Origin of the sequence: Cellulomonas sp. A375-1, assembly GCF_001040865.1 — a bacterium.
GTDB classification, from domain to species: Bacteria; Actinomycetota; Actinomycetes; order Actinomycetales; family Cellulomonadaceae; genus Cellulomonas; species Cellulomonas gelida.
Window position 1 is genome coordinate 1 of sequence record NZ_LFKW01000019.1, and the last position, 21,564, is coordinate 21,564.

Annotated in this window: 18 protein-coding genes and 2 pseudogenes; 7 read left to right on the top strand and 13 right to left on the bottom strand. The window is 74.4% G+C overall.

Annotation, left to right across the window (positions count from 1 at the left end; translation table 11 throughout):
- Positions 1-299 precede the first annotated feature (299 nt).
- Positions 300-536 (top strand): annotated as a pseudogene (locus CWIS_RS02185) (glucose PTS transporter subunit EIIB); the annotation flags it as partial.
- Between the two features lie 28 nt (positions 537-564).
- A complete protein-coding gene (locus tag CWIS_RS02190; protein ID WP_048341602.1) occupies positions 565-1,026 on the top strand; it encodes a PTS glucose transporter subunit IIA in 462 nt (153 codons plus the stop codon).
- A gap of 46 nt (positions 1,027-1,072) precedes the next feature.
- On the opposite strand, the gene CWIS_RS02195 is transcribed toward CWIS_RS02190, so the two are convergent.
- Together CWIS_RS02195 and CWIS_RS02200 are read right to left on the bottom strand one after the other, a co-directional pair.
- The gene (locus tag CWIS_RS02195) at positions 1,073-2,242 is read right to left on the bottom strand and encodes a mechanosensitive ion channel family protein (protein ID WP_048341603.1); all 1,170 of its coding nucleotides are present in this window, start codon (positions 2,240-2,242) and stop codon (positions 1,073-1,075) included.
- A complete protein-coding gene (locus CWIS_RS02200; protein ID WP_048341604.1) occupies positions 2,239-4,491 on the bottom strand; it encodes a prolyl oligopeptidase family protein in 2,253 nt (750 codons plus the stop codon). Before CWIS_RS02200 ends, CWIS_RS02195 begins: the two co-directional genes overlap by 4 nt.
- A gap of 122 nt (positions 4,492-4,613) precedes the next feature.
- On the opposite strand from CWIS_RS02200, the gene malQ reads away from it, so the two are divergent.
- Positions 4,614-6,743, top strand: coding sequence for a 4-alpha-glucanotransferase (gene malQ / locus CWIS_RS02205; RefSeq protein ID WP_048341605.1), 2,130 nt, complete (start codon positions 4,614-4,616; stop codon positions 6,741-6,743).
- Between the two features lie 104 nt (positions 6,744-6,847).
- Here the strand turns inward: malQ and pepN are convergent, their stop codons facing one another.
- Positions 6,848-9,439 carry an aminopeptidase N gene (gene pepN, locus CWIS_RS02210; RefSeq protein ID WP_048341606.1) on the bottom strand — a complete coding sequence of 864 codons (2,592 nt, stop codon included), beginning with the start codon at positions 9,437-9,439 and terminating at the stop codon, positions 6,848-6,850.
- 212 nt (positions 9,440-9,651) lie between these two features.
- Between pepN and CWIS_RS02215 the strand changes: the two genes are divergently transcribed.
- Together CWIS_RS02215 and CWIS_RS02220 are read left to right on the top strand one after the other, a co-directional pair.
- Positions 9,652-10,257 (top strand): DsbA family protein, encoded by a 606-nt coding sequence (locus CWIS_RS02215; RefSeq protein ID WP_048341607.1) that lies wholly within the window; start codon positions 9,652-9,654, stop codon positions 10,255-10,257.
- Positions 10,258-10,418: 161 nt separating this feature from the next.
- A complete protein-coding gene (locus CWIS_RS02220) occupies positions 10,419-10,934 on the top strand; it encodes a hypothetical protein (RefSeq protein WP_048341608.1) in 516 nt (171 codons plus the stop codon).
- A 33-nt stretch (positions 10,935-10,967) separates the two neighbouring features.
- On the opposite strand, the gene CWIS_RS02225 is transcribed toward CWIS_RS02220, so the two are convergent.
- Positions 10,968-12,983, bottom strand: a complete 2,016-nt coding sequence (locus CWIS_RS02225; RefSeq protein WP_048341609.1) for a M13 family metallopeptidase — start codon at positions 12,981-12,983, stop codon at positions 10,968-10,970.
- Between the two features lie 57 nt (positions 12,984-13,040).
- On the opposite strand from CWIS_RS02225, the gene CWIS_RS02230 reads away from it, so the two are divergent.
- Positions 13,041-13,487, top strand: a complete 447-nt coding sequence (locus CWIS_RS02230; protein ID WP_048341619.1) for a ribose-5-phosphate isomerase — start codon at positions 13,041-13,043, stop codon at positions 13,485-13,487.
- 39 nt (positions 13,488-13,526) lie between these two features.
- Here CWIS_RS02230 and CWIS_RS02235 read toward each other — a convergent pair whose 3' ends face one another.
- The 5 genes from CWIS_RS02235 to CWIS_RS02255 form a co-directional block, all read right to left on the bottom strand.
- The gene (locus tag CWIS_RS02235; RefSeq protein WP_048341610.1) at positions 13,527-14,792 is read right to left on the bottom strand and encodes a GNAT family N-acetyltransferase; all 1,266 of its coding nucleotides are present in this window, start codon (positions 14,790-14,792) and stop codon (positions 13,527-13,529) included.
- A 40-nt stretch (positions 14,793-14,832) separates the two neighbouring features.
- Entirely contained in the window at positions 14,833-15,180 is a 348-nt protein-coding gene (locus CWIS_RS02240) for an MGMT family protein (protein ID WP_048341611.1), read from the bottom strand.
- A 45-nt stretch (positions 15,181-15,225) separates the two neighbouring features.
- Positions 15,226-16,263: an LLM class F420-dependent oxidoreductase gene (locus CWIS_RS02245; protein ID WP_048341612.1), complete on the bottom strand. Its 1,038-nt coding sequence runs from the start codon at positions 16,261-16,263 to the stop codon at positions 15,226-15,228.
- A 70-nt stretch (positions 16,264-16,333) separates the two neighbouring features.
- On the bottom strand, positions 16,334-17,320 hold the full coding sequence (locus CWIS_RS02250) for a DUF1648 domain-containing protein (RefSeq protein ID WP_048341613.1): 987 nt from the start codon (positions 17,318-17,320) through the stop codon (positions 16,334-16,336).
- A 6-nt stretch (positions 17,321-17,326) separates the two neighbouring features.
- Positions 17,327-17,689, bottom strand: coding sequence for a GntR family transcriptional regulator (locus CWIS_RS02255; protein ID WP_048341614.1), 363 nt, complete (start codon positions 17,687-17,689; stop codon positions 17,327-17,329).
- Between the two features lie 69 nt (positions 17,690-17,758).
- On the opposite strand from CWIS_RS02255, the gene CWIS_RS02260 reads away from it, so the two are divergent.
- The gene (locus tag CWIS_RS02260) at positions 17,759-18,247 is read left to right on the top strand and encodes an NUDIX hydrolase (RefSeq protein WP_053071503.1); all 489 of its coding nucleotides are present in this window, start codon (positions 17,759-17,761) and stop codon (positions 18,245-18,247) included.
- A 27-nt stretch (positions 18,248-18,274) separates the two neighbouring features.
- On the opposite strand, the gene epsC is transcribed toward CWIS_RS02260, so the two are convergent.
- The 4 genes and pseudogenes from epsC to CWIS_RS02280 all read right to left on the bottom strand — a co-directional run.
- Positions 18,275-18,859 carry a serine O-acetyltransferase EpsC gene (gene epsC, locus CWIS_RS02265; protein WP_048341615.1) on the bottom strand — a complete coding sequence of 195 codons (585 nt, stop codon included), beginning with the start codon at positions 18,857-18,859 and terminating at the stop codon, positions 18,275-18,277.
- A gap of 80 nt (positions 18,860-18,939) precedes the next feature.
- Positions 18,940-19,875 (bottom strand): cysteine synthase A, encoded by a 936-nt coding sequence (cysK, locus tag CWIS_RS02270; protein ID WP_048341616.1) that lies wholly within the window; start codon positions 19,873-19,875, stop codon positions 18,940-18,942.
- Between the two features lie 462 nt (positions 19,876-20,337).
- Positions 20,338-20,709 carry a hypothetical protein gene (locus tag CWIS_RS02275; protein WP_048341617.1) on the bottom strand — a complete coding sequence of 124 codons (372 nt, stop codon included), beginning with the start codon at positions 20,707-20,709 and terminating at the stop codon, positions 20,338-20,340.
- A gap of 235 nt (positions 20,710-20,944) precedes the next feature.
- Positions 20,945-21,564, bottom strand: a pseudogene (locus tag CWIS_RS02280) (DNA polymerase); the annotation flags it as partial.

Sequence of the window (21,564 nt, forward strand, 5' to 3'; positions counted from 1 at the left end):
CGGCGGGAGCCGCCGTCCGGACGGCGGCTCGGTGACCGGCGGGGGCATCAGCACGGCGGGCGCGACGACCCGACCGGGGCTGACCCCCAGGCCCTGGAGCACCGTGGGGGACGGGGTGGTACTCACGTGCTGCGACCTCCGTGTCGTGGTGCTCGCAGTGTGGCCCGCCGCCGACCACCGCCGCCACCCGGACACGCGGGGGGCGGCGGGCGGGCTGAGCGTTAGGCTGGTGGTGCTGCGACGGCCAGGTCGCGCAGGGCAGCTCCAGGCGCACGCGCCCGGAGCGGAGCAGAGCGGGAGTCGCATTGAGCAAGGCAGAGCAGATCCTCGCGGCGCTGGGCGGCGACGGGAACGTCGTCGACCTCGAGCCGTGCATCACGCGCTTGCGGGTCGAGGTCAGCGACGCCCAGCTCGTCGACGAGCAGGCGCTCAAGGCCTCCGGCGCGTTCGGCGTCGTGCGCTCGGGTCGCATCGTGCAGGTGATCGTCGGCCCGGAGGCCGACAACCTCGCTGCCGAGCTCGACTCGCTGCGCTGACCGGGCACCGGCCCGCCCACCCACGTCGATGAGCGAGCTGCGCATCCTCGCGCCCGTGCCCGGGGTCGTGCACGCGATCGGTCAGGTCCCCGACCCGGTGTTCGCCGAGCAGATCGTCGGGCCGGGCATCGCGATCCTGCCCGACCACGTCGCACGGCTCGACGTGGTCGCGCCGTGCGACGGCGTGATCGGTGCGCTGCACCCGCACGCGTTCGCGCTCGAGGTCGACGCCGAGCGCTCGGTGCTCGTGCACCTGGGCATCGACACGGTGAGCCTCGCGGGCCTCGGATTCGAGCTGCTCGTGCAGCGCGGCGAGACCGTCACGGCCGGGCAGAGGCTCCTCACGTTCTCGCCGGTCGACGTCGCCGCGTCCGGCATGTCGACGATCTGCCCCGTCGTCGCGCTGCAGGCCGACCCGGCCGCGATCCGTCTCGACGCCGCCGCGGGCGACCGCGTGAGCGCGGGAGACCCGCTCCTCACCTGGAGCTGACCCCCGTCACCTGGAACTGACCCCCGTCGGCTGGACCGGCGAGACCTCAGCTCGCCGGCGGGTCCTGGCGCGGCGTGCGCAGCGCGTCGTCGAGCGGGGTGTCGTGCGGGTCGCGCGGTGCGTCGTCGGCGGACCGCTCCTGCGGATCGCGCGGTCCGTCCTCGCTCCACGGGTCCTGCGGGTCGCGCCCGGCGCCGTCCACGGACGGGTCCGGGGTGGCACGTGACGCGCGGTGCGTCGCGAGCGCGTCGCGCTGACCCGCGAGCGGGACGTCGGCTTCCTCGAGCACCCGGCGCGCCGCGGCGCGCAGCGCCCGCGCGACCTCCCACTGGCGGGCCGGGGTCGTGCGCAGCCGCATGCGCAGCGTGATCGCCTCGGCGGTGAGCCGCTCGATGCCCGTGATGGTCGGCGCGCCCTGCACGGCCGGTCCGACCTGAGGGTCGGCCGCGACCTGCGCCGCGGCCTGCTCGAGCAGCTGCTGCACCTGGTCCAGGTCGGCGAAGTAGTCCACGTCGATCTCGACGACCGCGGTCGACCAGCCCTGCGTCTTGTTCCCGACGCGCACCATCGTCCCGTTCGGGACGTACCAGAGCGTGCCGTCGCCGTCGCGGACCTTGGTGATCCGCAGCGTGACGGCCTCGACCGTGCCGGTGGCCGGGCCCACGTCCACCACGTCCCCGACGCCGTACTGGTCCTCGAGCAGCATGAACATGCCGGTGAGGAAGTCCTTGACGAGGCTCTGCGCCCCGAAGCCGAGCGCGAGCCCGACGATGCCTGCCGAGGCGACGAACGGCGCGATGTTCACGCCGAGCGTGTCGAGGATCAGGAAGACGGCGATCGCGCCGACGAGGACCGCGGCGGACGAGCGCAGGACCGAGCCGAGCGTCCGGGCGCGCTGCGCGCGACGGGCCGTCGCGAGCGGGTCGACCTTGAGCAGCGTCTGGCCGACGCCGGACCCGCCGAGCGGCTTGAGCACCCCGCGCTCGGTCACCGGGGTGCCCTCCGCGATGTGCTCGGTCACCCGCCGGATCGCTGCGCGCAGCAGCATCAGCACGAGCGAGCTGACCACGACGATCACGAGGATCGTGAGCGGCACGCCCGTGAGCCAGTCCCACCACGCGGCCGGCGAGAGCTCAGCCGGAGGGGCGACGGGGTCGGTGGTCCCGCTGGGGGACGGCGCGGGCTCGCCGACGACGCCCGCCCACAGGGCGCTCATCGTGCCTCCTGCCCGACGAGCACCTCGTCGCCGCCGAGCACGGACGGCCCGACGAGGGCGGCCGCGTCGACCAGACCGGTCTGACGCCCGACGAACTGGAGCTGTTCGACGCTGAGCCCGATCGTGCGCGACAGCGCGCGACCGCCGTGCCCGACCCCGGTCTCGCGCCGCACCAGCACGGGGGCGTCCTGCCACGGCGCGGACGTCGCGTGCTGCAGCGCGGCCGCGAGCTTGCGCGCGTGCAGCGGGTCGACGCGCGTGTCGCCCTCGAAGACCGTGAACAGGGTCGCGGGGTACGCGGTGCCGTCGGTCACGCGGTGGTAGGGCGAGTAGCCGAGCAGCCAGCCGAGCTCGGTCGGGTCGTCGGCGTCGCCGTACTCCTCGGTCCACGTCACGCCCAGGCCGAACCGCTGGTAGCGGACCATGTCGAGCAGGGGCGCCGAGCACACGGCCGCGGCGAACAGGTCCGGCCGCTGCGTGAGGGCCGCACCCACCAGGAGGCCGCCGTTGGACCCGCCCCAGCACGCGAGCTGCGCGGGCGTGGTCCAGCCCTCGGCGACGAGCGCCTGCGCCACGGCGTGGAAGTCGTCGAACACGTTCTGCTTGTGCTCGCGCATCCCCGCGCGGTGCCAGTCCTCGCCCTCCTCGCCGCCGCCGCGCAGGTTCGCCACGACGTACACGCCGCCCGCCTCGACCCACGCGAGCGTGCTCGCCGAGTACGCCGGGTCGAGCGAGATCTGGAAGCCGCCGTAGCCGTACAGGATCGTCGGGCGCGGGCCCGTCGGGCGTCCGTCGTCGTCCACGAGGTCCGCGCGCGCCACGACGAACGCGCGCACGACCGTCCCGTCGGGCGAGGACACGGCGACCTGGCGCACGCGCACGTCCGGCACGTCCGCGACGACGCCGGGCGCCGCGGCCCACAGCGTCACCTCGCGCGTCGTGGCGTCGAACCGGTGCACGCGGGGGACGGTGGTGTGGTCGGTGTAGGAGAACCACACGTCGGGTCCGCCCTCGGGACGGGTCATCAGGCCCGAGACGGACCCGAGCCCCGGCAGTGCGACACGGCCGGCGTCGTCGGGCAGGCGCTCGCCCGTCGCGGGGTCGTGCACGGTGATCTCGGAGACCGCGTGACGCCGCCAGGACGCCAGGAGCAGCCGGGGCGTGGTGTCGTCGCCCCCGCCGTCGGTGAACGCGACGTCCTCGAGCACCGCGGTCTCGTCCTGCGCGACGAGCGTGCGCCAGTGCGTCACGCCGGGCTCCGTCGGGTCCGTGACGACGACGCGGCCGCGCGGGGCGTCGAGGTCGGTGTGCACGTACAGGCGGCCGTCCCGGCCGACCCACGCGCCGCTGCGCGCGTCGAGCCCGACCGCGACGTCGACGAAGACCGGGGCGTGCGCGGGCGAGGCGTGCAGGTCCGCGATCCACACGTCGTTGCGTGGCGCGGTCCCGGCCGACGCGGACACGACGAGCCAGCGCCCGTCGCGCGAGACGGACACGCCGTAGTAGTTCGTCAGGTCCAGGCCGTCGCCGAACACCTCGACGTCCTGCTCGGCGGGTGTGCCCACGCGGTGCAGCCACACGCGGCGGTGGTACTGGCGCTCGTCGTCCGGCAGCAGCTCGGGTGCGAGCCGGCGCACGTAGAAGAACGCCTCGCCGCCGGGCAGCCACGCGACGGGGGAGTAGCGCGCGCGGTCGATCGGCCCGTCCACGACCTCCCCCGTGGCGACGTCCAGCACGCGCAGCACCGACTCCTCGGTGCCGCCCGTGGACGTCTGGAACGCCAGCAGCGAGCCCTCCTTGGACGGCTGCCACGCGTCGAGCGTGGTCGTGCCGGCCGGGTCGAGGGCCATCGGGTCGACGAGCACGCGCTCGACCTCGGCGGCCGGCGCCCCGGTCGCGTCCGTCGCGCCCGGACCGGGCTCGACGACGACCACGACCGCGTGCTCCTGGTCGCCCGCGCGCCGCGAGAAGAACCGTCGCTCGCCGCGCCACGCCGGAGCGCCCACGAACCCGGCGCCGAGCAGTTGCTGCAGGCGTGCGGTCAGCGCCTCGGTGGCGAACGGTGAACCCTGCGCGACCCGCGTCGCGCGGTACTGCGCGTACAGCTCGTCCTGCGCCCGGGACCAGGCCTGGGTCGCCACGGCATCGGCGTCCTCGAGCCAGCGGTAGGGGTCGGCCACGGTGCGGCCGTGCAGCTCGTCGCGGTGGTCGTCGCGGTGCGCGGCCGGGTACGTCGCGGGAGGCGTCATGGTCCGCAAGGTTACGACGAGCGACGGTGTGCGCGACCGTCCGCACGGCCGCCCGAGCGAGACTCGCACGGTCCCGGCACGGGGCCCGCGCCGCGCGCGGACGGCTCTGGCAGGATCGTCGTGTGGTCGACGACTCCCCGGCACCCTCCGACGCGCTCCTGCGGCTCGCCGCCGCGCACGGGGTCGTGCCCGACCACTGGGGGTTCCACGGTGACCTGCGGCGCGCCTCGTCGGCGACGCTGCGCGCGGTCCTCGCGGCCCTGGGGGTCGACGCGAGCTCGCCCGAGCGGATCGACCTCGCGCTCGCGCACGTCGACGACATGCCGTGGCGGCGCGTCGTGCCGCCCACGACCGTGGTGCGCGCCGGGCGGGAGCAGCACGTGCCGGTGCACGTCACGCACGGCGACCCGGTGCACGTCTGGCTCGAGCTGGACGCCGAGGCGGGCGGCGGTCGGCGCGACCTGGGGCAGGCGGACGTGTACGTCGAGCCCCGCACGGTCGACGGCCGGCAGGTCGGGCGCGCGACCTTCGTGATCCCCGGCGACCTGCCTCTGGGCTGGCACTCGATCCACGCGACCGGACCGAGCGCGGCCGCGCGCGGCGTCGTCGTCGTGACGCCCGACCGGCTCGAGCTGCCCGCCGGGCTGCGCGACGGACGCGCCTGGGGCTACATGGCGCAGCTCTACTCGGTGCGGTCGCGGCGCTCGTGGGGCGTGGGCGACCTCGCGGACCTCGCGGACCTCGGCTGGCTCGCGGCGCGCGAGACCGGCGCCGACTTCCTGCTCATCAACCCGCTGCACGCGGCCGAGCCGGTCGCGCCGCTCACGCCCTCGCCGTACCTGCCGAGCACCCGACGGTTCGTCAACCCGATCTACGTGCGGCCCGAGGCGGTCCCCGAGGCCGCCTACCTCACCGCTGCCGACCGCGCGCTCGTCGAGTGGGCCGCCGAGTCCGTGCTCCCGCTCGACCTCGAGGCCGGCCCGATCGACCGCGACGCGGCGTGGACCGCCAAGCGCACCGCACTCGACGTGATCTTCGCCCACCCGCGGTCGCAGCCGCGCGAGGCCCAGCTCGCCGCGTTCGTCGCGGAGCAGGGACCCGGGCTGCGGACGTTCGCGCTGTGGTGCGCGCTCGCGGAGAAGTACGGCAGCGAGACGATCCCGCCCGAGCTCGCGGACCCGGCGTCGCCGGCGGTGGCAGCCGAGGCGGAGGCGCTCGCGGACCGGGTGGACTTCCACGTCTGGCTGCAGTGGGTGGCCGACGAGCAGCTCGCGGCGGCGCAGCGGGCGGCCCGCGAGGGCGGCATGAGCATCGGGATCATGCACGACCTCGCCGTCGGCGTGCACCCCGCGGGTGCGGACGTCTGGTCGCTCGGCGACGTGCTCGCGCGCGGCGCGACCGTCGGTGCGCCTCCGGACATGTACAACCAGCAGGGCCAGGACTGGTCCCAGCCGCCGTGGCGGCCCGACGAGCTCGCGCGCGCGGGCTACGCGCCGTACCGCGACATGCTCCGCACCGTGCTGCGCCACGCGGGCGCGATCCGCATCGACCACGTGATCGGCCTGTTCCGGCTGTGGTGGATCCCCACCGGCGCCGCGCCGGGCGACGGAGCGTACGTCCGCTACGACCATGAGGCACTCGTCGGGATCCTCGCGCTCGAGGCGCGCCGTGCCGGCGCGATCGTGATCGGCGAGGACCTGGGCACGGTCGAGCCGTGGGTGCGCGACTACCTGTCCGAGCGGGGCATCCTCGGCACGTCCGTGCTCTGGTTCGAGAACGGTCCCGACGGCCAGCCGCTGCCCGCCGAGCACTACCGCCGGCTCGTCCTGGCCACGGTCACGACGCACGACCTGCCGCCCTCGGCGGGGTACCTCGCGGGCGAGCACGTCGCGATCCGTGAGCGGCTGGGTCTGCTCACGGATCCCGTGGCGGTGGTCCGCGCGCAGGCCGAGGCCGAGCGTGACCGGATGCTCGCCGCGCTGCGCTCGCGCGGCCTGCTCGGGCCCGACCCGTCCGAGCGGGAGGTCGTCGAGGCGTTGCACCGCTACGTGATGGCGACCCCGTCGGTGCTCGTCGGCGTCGCGCTCGCCGACGCGGTCGGGGAGCGGCGCGCGCAGAACCAGCCCGGGACGGACCAGGAGTACCCCAACTGGAAGGTGCCGCTCGCGGACTCGGTCGGGCAGGTCGTGCTCGTCGACGACCTGTTCGCCAACGCGCGCCTGCGCAGCCTCGCGGCGGTCCTCGACTCCTGAGGCTGGGTCGCCGGGCCCGCGCCCGACGATGGTCCTGCCGCTGTGCCGGGCCGGCCGGGCCCGAGCGTGCTGCTCAGGCCCGGCCAGGCAGGCTCCCCCTGCGGTCAGGCGCGGCGGCGGTCGGCCTCCTGCGCCGCGAGCGCGCGGCGCACGCCGTCGCGTGACTCGATGACGAGACGGCGCAGCGCGGGCGGGGCGTCGACGTGCGACTCGAGCCACGCGTCGGTGTGCGCGAGCACGTCGGCCCGCTCGTCGTCCGCGAGCGTCGTGGGGTAGAGGCCCACGACGACGTTCTGGGCGATCTCGTTGGTCTTGTCCTCCCACACGGTCGTCAGCGCGTCGAAGTAGGGGCCGACGAACGGCAGCAGCAGCCCCCGGTCGCGCACGCGGGTCAGGCCCGCGATCGTGGCGACCTGGATCGCGTTGGGCAGGTCGCTCTCGACGGCTGCCGCCCACGCCGCCGACTTCGCGGCAGGGGTGGGGATCGCGGCCCGGGCTGTGGCGGCGGCGCGCTCGCCGGTCGCCGTGGGGTCGTCCGCGAGCTGCGCGGCGATCTGCGTCTCGTCGGCGCGTCCGCCGGCCACGAGCGCGGTCAGCAGCTCCCAGCGCAGGTCGGTGTCGATCGTCAGGCCCTCGAACGAGGTCCGGCCGTCGAGCAGGTCGGCGACCGCGTCGAGGTGCTCGGCGGTCGTGGCGCGCGCGGCGAAGCCCTTGACGAGCTGGAGCTGCAGGTCGGAGCCTGCGGCCGCGCCGCGGGCGAGCTCGAGCAGGCGGTCGGCGGCGGCCAGCGCGGTCGCCTCGCGGTGCTCGGGCGCGACGTAGAGGTCGAGCGTCGTCGTCAGCTGGCGCAGCAGGACGAGCACGACCGTCGAGTCGGTCTCGTGCGCGAGGTTGCCCAGGATCAGGTCGACGTAGTCGCGGCCCGGCGTCTCGCCGTCGCGCGTCGCGTCCCACGCCGCGGCCCAGATGATCGTCCGGGGCAGCGAGTCGTCGAAGTCGGACAGGTGCTCGATCGCCGCGGACAGCGACAGCTCGTCGAGCCGGATCTTGGCGTAGGCGAGGTCGTCGTCGTTCACCAGGACCAGCAGCGGGCGCTGGTTGCCGAGGAACGCGGGGACCTCGGTGCGCGGCCCGTCGATGTCGAGCTCGGCGCGCTGCGTCCGGACCAGCCGGCCGTCCACCAGGTCGTACCCGCCCACGGCGATGCGGTGCGGCCGCTGGACGGGGTGCTCGGCGGGGACCTCCTGGAGGATCGCGAACGACGTGACGATGCCGTGCGTGTCGACCTCGATCGAGGGGCGCAGCAGCGTCACGCCCGCCTTCTCGAGCCACAGTGCGGACCACGGCGACAGGTCGCGGCCTGAGGTCGCCTCGAGCTCGGTGAGCAGGTCGCGCAGCTCGGTGTTCCCCCACGCGTGCTTGGCGAAGTACGCCTGGACGCCCGCGAAGAACTCGTCCTGGCCCACCCACGCGACGAGCTGCTTGAGCACGCTCGCGCCCTTGGCGTAGGTGATGCCGTCGAAGTTGACCTCGACGTCCTCGAGGTCGCGCATGTCGGCGACGATCGGGTGCGTCGACGGCAGCTGGTCCTGCCGGTAGGCCCACGACTTCTCGAGCGAGGAGAACGTGGTCCACGCGTTCGTCCACCGCGTGGCCTGCGCGGTCGCGAGCGTCGAGGCGTACTCCGCGAACGACTCGTTGAGCCACAGGTCGTCCCACCAGCGCATGGTCACCAGGTCGCCGAACCACATGTGCGCGAGCTCGTGCAGGATCGTCACCGCGCGGCGCTCGACGGTCGCCTCGGGGACCTTGGAGCGGAACACGTAGCCCTCGAGGAACGTGACCGCGCCGGCGTTCTCCATCGCACCCGCGTTGAACTCGGGGACGAAGAGCTGGTCGTACTTCGCGAACGGGTAGGGCGCCGCGAACTTCTCCTCGTAGAACGCGAAGCCGCGGCGCGTGACGTCGAGGATCTCGTCGGTGTCGAGGTACTGCGCGAGCGACCCGCGGCAGTACACGCCGAGCGGGATCTCGCGACCGTCGGAGCTCGTGAGCGAGCCGTGCTCGTGGTGGTACGGCCCGGCGACCACGGCGGTCACGTACGACGACAGGAGCGGCGTGGTCTCGAAGGTCCACGTGGCCGTGCCCTCGTCGCGCCCGCCGTTGCGGTTCACGCCGTCGGGGACCGGGACGGGGTCGCCGACCTGCGGGTAGTTCGACACGACGACCCAGTGCGCCGGGGCCGTGACCGTGAACGTGAAGGCCGCCTTGAGGTCGGGCTGCTCGAACACCGCGAACACGCGGCGCGAGTCCGCGACCTCGAACTGCGAGTAGAGGTACACCTCGTCGTCGACCGGGTCGACGAACCGGTGCAGGCCCTCGCCGGTGTTCATGTACGCGCAGTCCGCGACCACGACGAGCTCGTTCTCGGCCGCGAGGCCGTCGAGCTGGATGCGGGACTCGGTGAACACCTGCGCGGGGTCCAGCGCGCTGCCGTTGAGCGTGATCTCGTGGACCGTCGGCGCGATGAGGTCGACGAACGTGCTCGAGCCGGGGATGGCCGAGAACCGCAGGACCGTCCGGGACGAGAACGTCGTCGGGCCGGTCGTCAGGTCGAGCGTCACGTCGTACGTGTGCGTCGTGACGGTCGCGGCGCGGTCGCGCGCCTCGGCTCGCGTGAGGTTCTCGGCGGGCACGGGGGCTCCTTCGCTCGGGGTGCAAGCTGCGCACGGCCCCGGTTCGGGCCGTGCGCCGATCATCCCACGCGTGCACGCGCGGACCCGGCGCGGCGTCTCGCCCGGTGAGGCGGCGGGAATGCCCGCGGCACGTGCGCGATTGTGGCTGACGACCGGCGATCGCCGGCCGCGCCGCGTCTGCGCGCGATCGAGCTGCTGCGAACGGAGACCTTGTGAGCGTCACGCCCGTCGTCGACTTCTGGTTCGACCCCGCCTGCCCCTGGGCGTGGATGACGTCCCGCTGGATCGACGAGGTCGCCGCCCAGCGCGACGTCGAGGTGCGCTGGCACGTCATGAGCCTCTCGGTGCTCAACGAGGGCCGCGACCTGCCCGAGAACTACCGGCGGCTCATGGACGAGTCCTGGGCGCCGGTGCGCGTGATCGTCGCGGCCGCGCGCGACCATGGCGACACCGTGATCAAGCCGCTGTACGACGCGATGGGCACGCGCCGCCACCCGGGCGGTCGCAGCGACACCGCGGCGATCATCGCCGAGTCGCTCGAGGAGGTCGGGCTGCCCGCCGAGCTCGCCGCGGTCGGCGGGACCACGGACGTCGACGACCTGCTGCGCGCGTCGCACGGTGAGGCGATCGCGCTCGTCGGCGACGAGGTGGGCACGCCCGTCGTCGCGATCGACGGCGTCGGCTACTTCGGTCCCGTGGTGACGCCCGCGCCGACCGGTCAGGCCGCGCTCGACCTGTTCGACGGGCTCGTGCTCATGACGCGCGTGCCGGGCTTCTACGAGCTCAAGCGCACGCGGACCTCCGGCCCGATCCTCTGACGCGTCGGCTGGTCGGGGTGCGCCGAGCGCCCCGACCAGTGCGACTGGCACGCCCCGTGCCGGTGGTGTGATGCTGTCCCGGCACGTCCCGCACCGGCGGGCCGTCGGCGCTGCGACGAACGCGCGCGGGCCACGTGCGCACACCACAGGAGGCACAGGCGATGGCGACGCAGCGGACGATCCGGACGTGGATGGCCGTCGACGCCGTCCTCGTGGTCGTGCTGCTCGTGCTCGTCGTCGGCCGCCTCGCGGGCGGTTCCGGCACCGACGACCAGGCCGGCCCCTCCGCGTCGCCCACCGTCCAGGTGCAGGGCCCGACCGCGCCCTCGACCGAGCCGGTGAGCTTCCGGCTGCCGAGCGGAAACATCGCGTGCACGCTCGCCCCGGGCGGCGTGACCTGCACGATCGCGAGCTTCACCTACAGGCCCCCGGCCGTCGCCGGGTGCGACGGCGACACCGGGCACGTGCTCGTGCTCAACGCCGACGGGTTCGCGTTCGACTGCGTCAACGGCCCGGCCCCCGCGGTGGCGGGCGACGACGTGCCCGTCCTCGAGTACGGCTCTCAGGTCACCTCGGGCGCCTACACCTGCTCGAGCGCGACCAACGGCGTGACGTGCACCGACGACCAGGGCGTCGGCTTCGTCCTCGCGCGTGCCTCCTGGCGAGAGCTGCCCTGACCCGAGGGCCGGGCAGCTCCCGCCGGCGACACCTCACCAGATGCGCACGCGCTCCTGCGGCGCCAGGTACAGGGCGTCGCCCGGCTGGACGTCGAACGCCGCGTAGTACTCGTCGACGTTGCGTACCACCCCGTTGCAGCGGAACTCGTCGGGCGCGTGCGGGTCGGTCGCGAGGCGGCGGATGACCTCCTCGTCGCGGCCCTTGGTGCGCCACGCCTGGGCCCAGCCCAGGAAGAACCGCTGCACGCCCGTGAGCCCGTCGATGACGGGGGCCTCCTCGAGCGGGCGTCCCAGCGCGATCCGGTAGGCCTTGAGCGCGATGGACAGCCCGCCCAGGTCGCCGATGTTCTCGCCGATCGTCAGCGCGCCGTTCACGTGGTGCGACCCGCCGAGCTGCGTGGGGGAGAACGCGTCGTACTGCGCGATCAGCGCGCTCGTGCGGCGCTCGAACTCCGCGCGGTCGTCGGCGGTCCACCAGTCCTCGAGGCGGCCCGTCCCGTCGTACTTGCTGCCCTGGTCGTCGAACCCGTGCCCGATCTCGTGCCCGATCACGGCGCCGATCGCCCCGAAGTTCACCGCGTCGTCGGCGTCGGCGTCGAAGAACGGCGGCTGCAGGATCGCCGCGGGGAAGACGATCTCGTTCATGCCCGGGTTGTAGTAGGCGTTGACCGTCTGCGGGGTCATGAACCACTCGTCGCGGTCGATCGGCTTGCCGATCTTCGCGAGCTCGCGATCGAGCTCGAACGCGTTCGCGCGGCGCACGTTCCCGACGAGGTCACCGGCCGTGACCTGCAGCGCCGAGTAGTCGCGCCACTTCGCCGGGTAGCCGATCTTCGGCGTGAACGCGTCGAGCTTGGCGAGCGCCTTGGCGCGCGTGTCCGGACCCATCCAGTCGAGCGCGGTGATCGACTCGCGGTACGCCTCGACGAGGTGCGCGACGAGCTCGTCCATGCGCTCCTTGTGCGACGGCGGGAAGTGCCGCGCGACGTACACCTCGCCGACGGCCTCGCCGAGCACGCCCTGCACGAGCGAGACGCCCCGCTTCCAGCGGTCGCGCAGCTCCTGGGCGCCCGTGAGCGTGCGGCCGTAGAAGTCGAAGTTGGCCTCGACGATCTCCTGCGTCAGGTACGGCGCGCGGTCGCTGATCACGTGGTACGAGAGCCACGCCTGCCAGTCCTCGAGCGGCGCGTCGGTCCACAGCTGCGCGAAGCCACGCGCGAAGTCGGGCTCACGCACGACGAGCTGCTCGAGCGCGCCCTGCGGCGCCCCGAGCGCCTGTGCCCACACGGGCCAGTCGAAGCCCGGCGCGCTGGTGGTGAGGTCCGCGAGCGTCGTCGGGTTGTAGGTCAGGTCCGCGTCGCGGTCCTTGACGACGTCCCAGTGGTGGGCCGCGAGCTTCGTCTCGAGGCCGACGACGCGCGCGGCGAGCTCGTCCGCGTGCTGCGCGTCGGTCGCGACGCCGCCGAGCCGCAGCATGCGCGCGACGTGCGGGGCATAGGCCGCCAGCACCGCGGCGTACTGCTCGTCGCGGTAGTACGCCTCGTCCGGCAGGCCCAGGCCGCCCTGGTTGAGGTAGACGACGTACCGCTCGGGGTCGTCGGCGTCGTTGTCGACCCACATGCCCACCGCGCCGCCCGCACCCGTGCGCTGCAGCGCGCCGAGGACGCCCGTGAGCTCGGCCTGCGAGGTGGCGCCGGCGACGAGCGCGAGGTCTGCGCGCAGCGGGTCGGTCCCCGCAGCCTCGATCGCGTCGGTGTCCATGAAGCTTGCGAACACCGCGCCGATCTTGGCGCCGACGCTCGCGGTGCCGGGCTCACCCGCCGACTGCTCCTGCGCGGACTGCTCGGCGTCCTGCGCGCCGAGGTCGGCGATGATGTCGCGGACCTGCTCCTCGGCCGCGTCGTGCAGCGCGCGGAAGGTGCCGTCCATCGCGCGGTCGGCCGGGATGACGTGCTGGGCGGCCCACCGCCCGTTCACGTGCCGGTACAGGTCGTCCTGGGGGCGGACGGTCGGGTCGAGGTCGGTCAGGTCGAGGCCGCTTCGCGTCATGTCGACAGCCTACGGACGACGGCGGGTGCACCCGCGCAGGTGCGGCAGGATGAGGCCATGCGTATCCACATCGGTTCCGACCACGCCGGTTTCGAGCTCAAGGTCGCGCTCGTCGAGCACCTGCAGGCCGCAGGGCACGACGTCGTGGACCACGGCGCGCACGAGTACGACGCCCAGGACGACTACCCGCCGTTCTGCTTCGCCGCGGGCGAGGCCGTCGTCGCGGAGCCCGGCTCGCTCGGCGTCGTGCTCGGCGGCTCGGGCAACGGCGAGCAGATCGCCGCGAACAAGGTCGTCGGCGTGCGCGCCGCGCTCGCGTGGAACCAGGCCACCGCGACCCTCGCGCGCCAGCACAACGACGCGAACGTGATCGCGATCGGCGCTCGCCAGCACTCGGTCGACGAGGCGCTCGAGCTGGTCGACGCGTTCCTCGCCGAGCCGTTCAGCGGCGACCCCCGGCACCAGCGCCGCATCGACCTCCTCGCGGAGTACGAGGCGCGCTGACGCCGGGGGGCGGCCCGGACGCTCAGCGTCCGGCGGGCCTCAGAACACCCAGCTGCAGACGGGGGCGAGCGGCCAGCCGAAGGCCGCCGCCGCCGGCAGCAGGGTGCCCGGGGTCACCTCGGTGACCAGGCCCGCGCTCGCGAGCGCGGCGAGCGAACGCCCGCCGAGGTACGCGGCACCGAGCTCACGCACGTCGAGCCGCAGGTCCGGCTCGTCGTCGGTCGTGGTCACCTCGGCGGGGTAGCCGTCGGCGCCCGCCTCACCGGTCGTGAGCCGCCAGCGGCCCGCGTTGGCAGGAAGGCGCGCGTCGGTGACCTCGAGGACGAGGTCGACCGGCGCGCTGTACCGACGCGCGGTGAGCGCGGCGGGCAGGTCGAGCAGGCGGACCCAGATGTTGTCCGCGATGCGCGGGACGGCACCCCGGGGATCCACGAGCAGCCCGAGCAGCGGGTCGTCGGCGGGGAGCATGCCGCTGGAGACCTCGGCCGTGAGGTCGAGGTCCAGCACGAACGACCACAGGCGGTGCGCGGCGGCCGCGTCGGTCGCGACGGCCTCCCGGATCAGCACCGGGTAGCGCGGCCCGGGGTCGGCCCACGTCTCCTTGCGGCGCAGCAGCGCGTAGGCGCGCGGATCGCCCGCCTCGTCGTGCACCGTGACGATGCGCAGCGGCTCGCCGCCGTCGCGCCACGCGGGCGGGTCCACGACGCGACCGCGGCGCATCGCGTCGGTCGGGCGCGTGACCCAGCCCGGCCGCCCGGCGCCTGCCGCGACGTGCACGGCGTGCACGAGGTCGGTGTGCTTGTCGGGGTCGGCCGAGTCGAAGCGCACGGTCAGCGACTCGCTGCCCGGCACGTCGCGCAGCTTCGCGCCGCGCGGGATCTTGACCCGCACGTCGTGGGCGGCCGCGCCGTAGCCGAACCGCCCGTAGATGGCCATCTCCGCGGCGAACAGCGCCGAGACGGGCTCGCCGCGCTCGAGCGAGCGGGCGAAGTGGAAGTCGATCATGGCGGACAGCAGCCCGCGCCGGCGCTCGTCGGGTCGCACGCCGACCCACGTCAGGCCGGAGCAGGCGACCTCGCCGCCGGGGACGGGCAGGTCGAAGTCGTAGGACGCGTGCACGGCCGCCAACGTGCCGTCGGGGCGCTCGACCGCGGCGGTGCGGTCCCAGGGGAGCTGGTCGGGGACGATCTCGCTCGTCTTCTCGTCGGGTTCGAAGGCGAACGCGAGGTGGTCGACGGCGACGAACTCCTGCTTGCGGTCGTGCGGGACGGCGACGGTGCGGTATCCGGGCGGCAGAGGCGTCATGGAGACATCGTGGCCCGGCCGGGGGGCTGTCGGCACGTCCTTATCGAGCGGCGTCCGCGGTGTCGTCGGGGAACCAGATCGCGCGCCGCAGCGCGACGCGTGAGCCGTCCGCGACCAGGGACGTCCCCTCGGCGCGCAGCTCGACGAGCGCGCGCTGCAGGTGCCGTGCCGGCGGTGCGCCGGAGGCGTTGACCACACGCCACCACGGCACGCCGCCGCCGGCGCGTGCCATCACCTGGCCGACCTGACGCGGCCCGCCGCGCGCGGGCTCACCCGCGGCGACGAACCGCTCGGCCACGACCTCGGCCACCGTGCCGTACGTCATCGCGCGCCCGGCGGGGATGGTCGCGACGAGGTCGAGCACGGCCTCCAGGTACGCGTCGTCCACGGCGTCGAGTGTGCCGGACGTGCCGGCCTGTCCGCGTGCGGCGCGTCAGTCGCCCTGCAGGACGGCGGCGACGGCCGGCAGCGTGCGCGGGTCGCCCTGGACGACGAGCGTCGTGATCGCGGTCGAGCGCCACGCGGGGAGCTGGGCGCGCACGTCGTCGGGCGTGCCGACGAGCGCGACGTCCCGGACGAGCTCGACGGGCACGGCCGCGGCCGCCCGGGCCTTGTCGCCGGCGAGGTAGTGCGCCTGGATCTCGTCGCACACCTGCGCGTACCCGAGCCGGTCCAGCACGTTGCGGTGGAAGTTGGCGCCCTTGGCGCCCATCCCGCCCGCGTACAGCGCGACGAACGGGCGGATCTGCTCGGCCGCGGCCTCGACGCTCTCGCCGAGCACCACCGGCACGGGCGCGACGACCTCGAAGCCCGCGGGGTCGCGGTCGTCGGACCGTGCAGCGAAGCCGTCGGCCAGCAGCGCGCGGTACTCGGCGTCCATGCGCGGCGAGTAGAACATCGGCAGCCAGCCGTCCGCGATCTCCGCCGCGAGAGCGACGTTCTTGGGCCCCTCGGCGGCCAGGTGGATGGGCAGGTCCGCACGTAGCGGGTGCACGGTGGGCTTGAGGGCCTTGCCCAGGCCCATGCCCTCGTCGGACGGCAGCGGGAGGCGGTAGAACGCGCCGTCGTACGCCACCGGGGCCTCGCGCGCGAGGACCTGGCGGACGACTGCGACGAACTCGCGCGTGCGGGCCAGCGGGCGCGGGTACGGCTGGCCGTACCAGCCCTCGACCACCTGCGGCCCGGACGCGCCGAGCCCGAGCACGAACCGGCCGCCCGACAGGTGGTCGAGCGTGAGCGCGGCCATCGCCGTGGCGGTCGGTGTGCGGGCCGAGATCTGCGCGATCGCGGTGCCGAGCCGCACGCTCGTCGTGCGCGACCCCCACCACGCGAGCGGCGTGAACGCGTCCGAGCCGTACGCCTCGGACGTCCACACGGAGTCGAAGCCGAGGCGCTCGGCGGCGATCACGGTCTCGAGCGCGCCGGGCGGCGGGCCCGCGGACCAGTACCCCAGCGAGTAGCCCAGTCGCATCCCGGCCTCCAGTGACGTCGTCGTCGCGCCGCAGGCCCTGCGGCGCGGTCAGGTTACCGGTCGGTACTTCTCACGCGCGTGCGCGGTCCGCGAGCGTGTTGAGCAGCGCGGCCGCGGTCGCGGCGTCGTCGACCGTCACGACGAGCACACGCCCGCCGGTGCGGTGCACCTCGACGGCCTGCCCGGCGCGCAGCGCGAGCGCCGAGCGCCCGCCGCGGCCGAGCCGGTAGCCCCAGCCGCCGAACTCGCGCAGCGGGCGGACGTCCACGACGGCGGCACGCTCGACCTCGTCCAGGGGGACCCGCACCGTCGGCCAGCCGACGAGCGAGCGCGCCTGCAGGCCCTTGTCGTCGACCGTCACGCGCCACACGAGCGTCACCGCGAGCAGCGCTGCGAGGATGACGGGCACGACGAGCACGGGCCAGGCGCCGAGTGCGACGACGAGCACGACCGACGCCGTGATCGCGACCACGGCGCTCACGACCGCGGCGGGAGCCGTGACGGTGCGGCTCCACGCAGCGCGCTGCGTGGCGGACAGGGGCACCCGCGGGGCGTCGGGGTCGACGCGTGCGCTCGTCGGCAGCGGCGCGTCACGCGGGACGAGCAGCGCCGCGGCGATGCCGACGGCCAGCGCGCCGAGCAGGGCCCCCACGATCGTGCCGCCCACGCCGGGCGCCTGGGCCGCGTCGGCCAGCCCGCGCTGCGCCGAGAGCGTGCCGAGCAGGATCAGCGCGAACAGCGTGCCCAGGCCGGCGGAGGTCGCCACGGCGATCCGGCGCATCGCGCCGTCCCGGCCGGCCCAGAACGCCATCGCCCACGCGCCGACGCACAGCACGAGCCCGAGCAGCAGCGGGGCGAGCGCCCCGCCGAACGAGGAGAACCCGTCGGGGCCGTCCGTGCCCCAGTGGGTCGCGACCGGGTCCGGCAGCTCGTGGCGCCACGAGAGCGCGACGAGCGCGCTGCCCGCCAGGAGCGCGACGGGCAGCACGAGGCCGAGCAGCGTCGAGCTGAGCCGGTGGGGGACCGGGGTCCGGACAGGGGTGGCCAACGCGGTCATGGGGGGTCAGTCCTCCGGGTTCTGGTGGAAGGCGTTCTGCAGCAGGGCGACCGCGACGGCCGGCGACACACCGGCGGTGCGGGCGGCGTCGACGAGGGCCGCGACGGGCGCGGCGAGAGCGGTGTAGTCGGGGTGCGCGGAGATCACCGCGCCGCGGCCGCGGCGCAGGTCGACCAGGCCCTCGTCGCGCAGGTCCTGGTAGGCGCGCAGCACGGTGTGCACGTTGACGTCGAGCGAGCTCGCCAGCACGCGTGCGGGCGGCAGCCGGTCGCCCGTGTGCAGCTCGCCGGCGGACACGGCAGCGCGCACCTGGGCGGCGATCTGCGTGAAGAGCGGCTCGTCGCGCGCCGGGTCGATGGTCCAGAGCATGCGAACAGCCTACTTGTTACCCAACAACTAGAACAAGTGCCGAGCAGGCGGGGAGTACGGTCGCGTGTCGTGGCGCAGATCCAGCACGTGACCAGGCTCGCGGCCTACGGCCTCGTCGAACGGGAGGGCCTCGTGCTCCTGGCGCGCGCGGGCGCCAGGTCCGACCTCCCGGGGACGTGGTGGCTGCCCGGGGGCGGGGTCGAGCACGGCGAGCACCCGGAGCAGGCGGTCGTGCGCGAGCTGCAGGAGGAGACGGGACTCGCCGTCCGGGTCGCCGGGGAGCCGGCGATCCTGTCCGACCTGCTCGACATCCGGGCGCGCGGGATCCTGATGCACTCGGTGCGGCTGTGCTACCCGCTCGTCGTCGAGGCCGGCGAGCTGCGCGCCGAGGTCGACGGCACGACGGACGACGTCGCCTGGGTGTCGCGCGAGCGCGTCGCGTCCCTGTCGACGCTCCCGTTCGTCAGGCGTGCGCTCGGTCTGCCGGCACCGGACCCCGGCCGTGTCGTCGTGATCGACGCCGGACGGCTCGTCGACGAGGGTCCGGACGGCGACTGAGGCACCGCGCGCCCTGGACGCGCGACGTCAGATGTAGATGGCCGGGTCGTCGATCTCGGCGTCGAACGGCGCGGCGACGGGGCGCAGGCGGACCTGGGCAGGGACGCCCACCGCGATCGCGCCCGCGGGCACGTCGTGGATCACGACCGCGTTCGCGCCGACCTGCACGTCGTCGCCGATCCAGACGGGCCCGAGGATCTTGGCGCCCGCGCCCACCACGACGTTGTCGCCGAGCGTGGGGTGACGCTTGCCCTTGCGCATGGCCTTGCCGCCGAGCGTCGAGCCGTGGAACAGGACGACGTCGTCCCCGACCTCCGCGGTCTCGCCGATCACCACGCCCATCCCGTGGTCGATGAAGAGCCGACGCCCGAGCCGCGCGCCGGGGTGGATCTCGATGCCCGTCAACGCCCGCACGAGCTGCGACAGCAGGCGCGCCGGGAGACGCAGCGACGGCTCACGCCACATCGCGTGCGCGACGCGGTAGGTCCAGACGGCGTGCACGCCCGGGTAGGCGAGGGCGACCTCGAGCGCCGAGCGGGCCGCGGGGTCGCGACGGCGCGCGGCCTCGAGGTCCTCGCGGAACGTGGCGACGAAGTGCTGCAGCGAAGGCATGGGACCTGGCTCTCGGGGGACGAGGGGGTGAGCGGGACGGGCGCGCCCCGGCCGCACGCGGCGGCCGGGGCGCGTGCCGCTCAGTCGAGCAGGTCGGCGTAGAGGATCGTCGACAGGTAGCGCTCGCCGAACGACGGGATGATCGCGACGATCAGCTTGCCCGCGTTCTCGGGACGCTCCGCGAGCTGCTTCGCGGCGGCGAGAGCGGCACCCGAGGAGATGCCCACGAGCAGGCCCTCCTCGGCAGCGGCACGGCGGGCGAACGTCACGGCCGTCTCGGCGTCGATGTCGATGACCTCGTCGTACACCGAGGTGTCGAGGATCTCCGGCACGAAGTTCGCGCCGATGCCCTGGATCTTGTGCGGGCCGGGCTGGCCGCCGTTGAGGATCGGCGACTCGGCGGGCTCGACGGCGACGATCGTGACGTCCGGCTTGCGCTCCTTGAGCACCTGTCCGACACCCGTGATGGTGCCGCCCGTGCCGATGCCCGCGACGAGGATGTCGATCTGGCCGTCGGTGTCGGCCCAGATCTCCTCGGCCGTCGTCTTGCGGTGGATGGCGGGGTTGGCCTCGTTCGCGAACTGGCGGGCCAGGATCGCGCCCGGACGCTCGGCGACGATCTCGTTGGCGCGGTTGACCGCACCCTTCATGCCCTCGGAGCCCGGCGTGAGGATGAGCTCGGCACCGAACGCCCGCAGCAGGGCGCGGCGCTCCTTCGACATGGTCTCCGGCATCGTCAGGACGACGTCGTAGCCGCGCGCGGCGCCGACGAACGCGAGGGCGATGCCCGTGTTGCCCGACGTCGCCTCGACGATCGTGCCGCCCGGCTTGAGCTCGCCCGACGCCTCGGCCGCGTCGATGATCGCGACACCGATGCGGTCCTTGACCGAGCTGGCCGGGTTGTAGAACTCGAGCTTGCCGACGACCGTGGCGGGAGCGCCGTCGGTGATCTTGTTGATGCGGACCAGCGGGGTGTTGCCGATGAGCGCGGTCGCGTCGTCGTAGATGCGTGCCATGGTTCCTCTTCGGTCGAGCCGACGCGGGTGCGGCGGCGGATGCGGGGGACTTGTCTGACGGGTACGAGCGAGAGCGGAGCTCTCGGGTGGCTGCGCCGGCGGTCGACGCCGGGGTGCGGACGGGCCGCCGGGGCGAGCGCTGGCGCACAGGACACGCCCACCGGGGAAGGGTGTCGTCGCGCGGGAGCCAGCGCTCTACCGACAGCGACAACAGGGCGCCACGAAGGCGCGCAGCGAGGAGGCAGGGGCGGACATCCGCTCGCTCATGCTCTCCTCCAAGGGCGGTCCGGGGACCGCAGTCGTTGGTGACCGTAGCGTCAACGCCATACCGGGCGCAAAGGTTCCCGCGCCTCGGACGCAGGTCAGGCGGCCCGGGCCGGCGCACAGCACGACGCCCGCCCCGGGGGTCCCGGGGCGGGCGTCGGTTCCGCAGCGTGCGGCGGGTCGCAGAGCGGGAGGCGGTCAGGCCTTCTTCTCGGCGGTCAGCGTGATGACGGTGCCGACGGGGACGACTCCCTCGATCGGGTCCTGGCCCACGACGAGGTACACCGTCTCGGGCTCGGGCGTGATCTCGTTGCCGTCGGCGTCGACGACCTTGGTCTCGAGCCCGCGCAGACCCAGCGTGTCGATCGCGGTCTGGAGCTGGATGTGCGTGACGTCGAGCACCTCGGCCTCGGTGGGCGCCTCGGTCGCCTCGGGCGTGGCGGCCGCGCTCGAGGTGGCCCCGGCGGTCGCGGTGGTGTCGGTGGTCGCGTCGTCGGACGAGCAGCCGGCCAGCAGGAGCGTGGCGGCGGCGGCGAGCGCGACAGCGGTACGAACGGCAGACGACTTCATACGGAGAGATCCCCTTGGAACGATGCGTGTGGACGTCGCGGCGCGAGGCGCTGCGGTGCGGGCTCGGCGGCCCGGTTCGCTTCGACCCTAGGCATGACCACTGACACCTGTCGCCGGGATATCGGGCGATCCCGGACGATCGCGACCGTCTCGCTCGTCACACCTGGGCGCCCGCGCGCCTCGGCTGGGTCCTTCGTCCGCCGACCCGCGTCCGGTATCCGGGTTGAGGCGCAGGTCAGCGCGGTGCGCCGCGGCGCAGGGTCGCGGTGTCCTTCGCGGTGTCGTACGCCGTGGCCACGCCCACCGCGAGCGGGAACTCGATCGGGAAGCTCCCGAAGAGCAGCCGCCCCGCGGCGGTGGCCGCCTCGACGACCGCGTCCGCGACCGCCTCGGCGAACGGCGCCGGGCAGTGCACGACGAGCTCGTCGTGCAGGAAGTACACGAGGTGCGGCCGCCCGACGAACGGCGCGCGGACCGCGCCGGGTGCGTCCTCGTCGACCCCCATCGCCCACAGCCGGCGCCGGAGCTCGGCGATCCAGCACAGCGCCCACTCCGCCGCCGTGCCCTGCACGACGAAGTTGCGCGTGAAGCGCCCCCAGGCCCGCGTCTGGGCGCGGGCCTGCGACTGGGCGCCGTCGCTCGCGTCGGGGTCGAGCGCGTCGGCCTGGACCTGCAGCCATGCCGCGCCGGGTCGCGGGGAGCTGCGGCCCAGCAGGGTCGAGACGATCTCGCCGCGCTCACCCGCGCGCGCGGCCTCCTCGACCAGGCCCGTCGCACGCGGGAACGCCTGGAGCAGTCGCGGCAGCACGCTCGCGCTCGCACCCGTGGTCCCGCCGTACAGCGCGCCGAGCATGC

Bases quoted from the DNA above. Each gene is read 5' to 3' on its own strand.
- CWIS_RS02190 (WP_048341602.1), top strand. From the start codon at position 565: ATGAGCGAGCTGCGCATCCTCGCGCCCGTGCCCGGGGTCGTGCACGCG.
- CWIS_RS02195 (WP_048341603.1), bottom strand. From the start codon at position 2,242: ATGAGCGCCCTGTGGGCGGGCGTCGTCGGCGAGCCCGCGCCGTCCCCC.
- CWIS_RS02200 (WP_048341604.1), bottom strand. From the start codon at position 4,491: ATGACGCCTCCCGCGACGTACCCGGCCGCGCACCGCGACGACCACCGC.
- CWIS_RS02220 (WP_048341608.1), top strand. From the start codon at position 10,419: ATGGCGACGCAGCGGACGATCCGGACGTGGATGGCCGTCGACGCCGTC.
- CWIS_RS02225 (WP_048341609.1), bottom strand. From the start codon at position 12,983: ATGACGCGAAGCGGCCTCGACCTGACCGACCTCGACCCGACCGTCCGC.
- CWIS_RS02230 (WP_048341619.1), top strand. From the start codon at position 13,041: ATGCGTATCCACATCGGTTCCGACCACGCCGGTTTCGAGCTCAAGGTC.
- CWIS_RS02235 (WP_048341610.1), bottom strand. From the start codon at position 14,792: ATGACGCCTCTGCCGCCCGGATACCGCACCGTCGCCGTCCCGCACGAC.
- CWIS_RS02245 (WP_048341612.1), bottom strand. From the start codon at position 16,263: ATGCGACTGGGCTACTCGCTGGGGTACTGGTCCGCGGGCCCGCCGCCC.
- CWIS_RS02250 (WP_048341613.1), bottom strand. From the start codon at position 17,320: ATGACCGCGTTGGCCACCCCTGTCCGGACCCCGGTCCCCCACCGGCTC.
- CWIS_RS02255 (WP_048341614.1), bottom strand. From the start codon at position 17,689: ATGCTCTGGACCATCGACCCGGCGCGCGACGAGCCGCTCTTCACGCAG.
- epsC (WP_048341615.1), bottom strand. From the start codon at position 18,859: ATGCCTTCGCTGCAGCACTTCGTCGCCACGTTCCGCGAGGACCTCGAG.
- cysK (WP_048341616.1), bottom strand. From the start codon at position 19,875: ATGGCACGCATCTACGACGACGCGACCGCGCTCATCGGCAACACCCCG.
- CWIS_RS02275 (WP_048341617.1), bottom strand. From the start codon at position 20,709: ATGAAGTCGTCTGCCGTTCGTACCGCTGTCGCGCTCGCCGCCGCCGCC.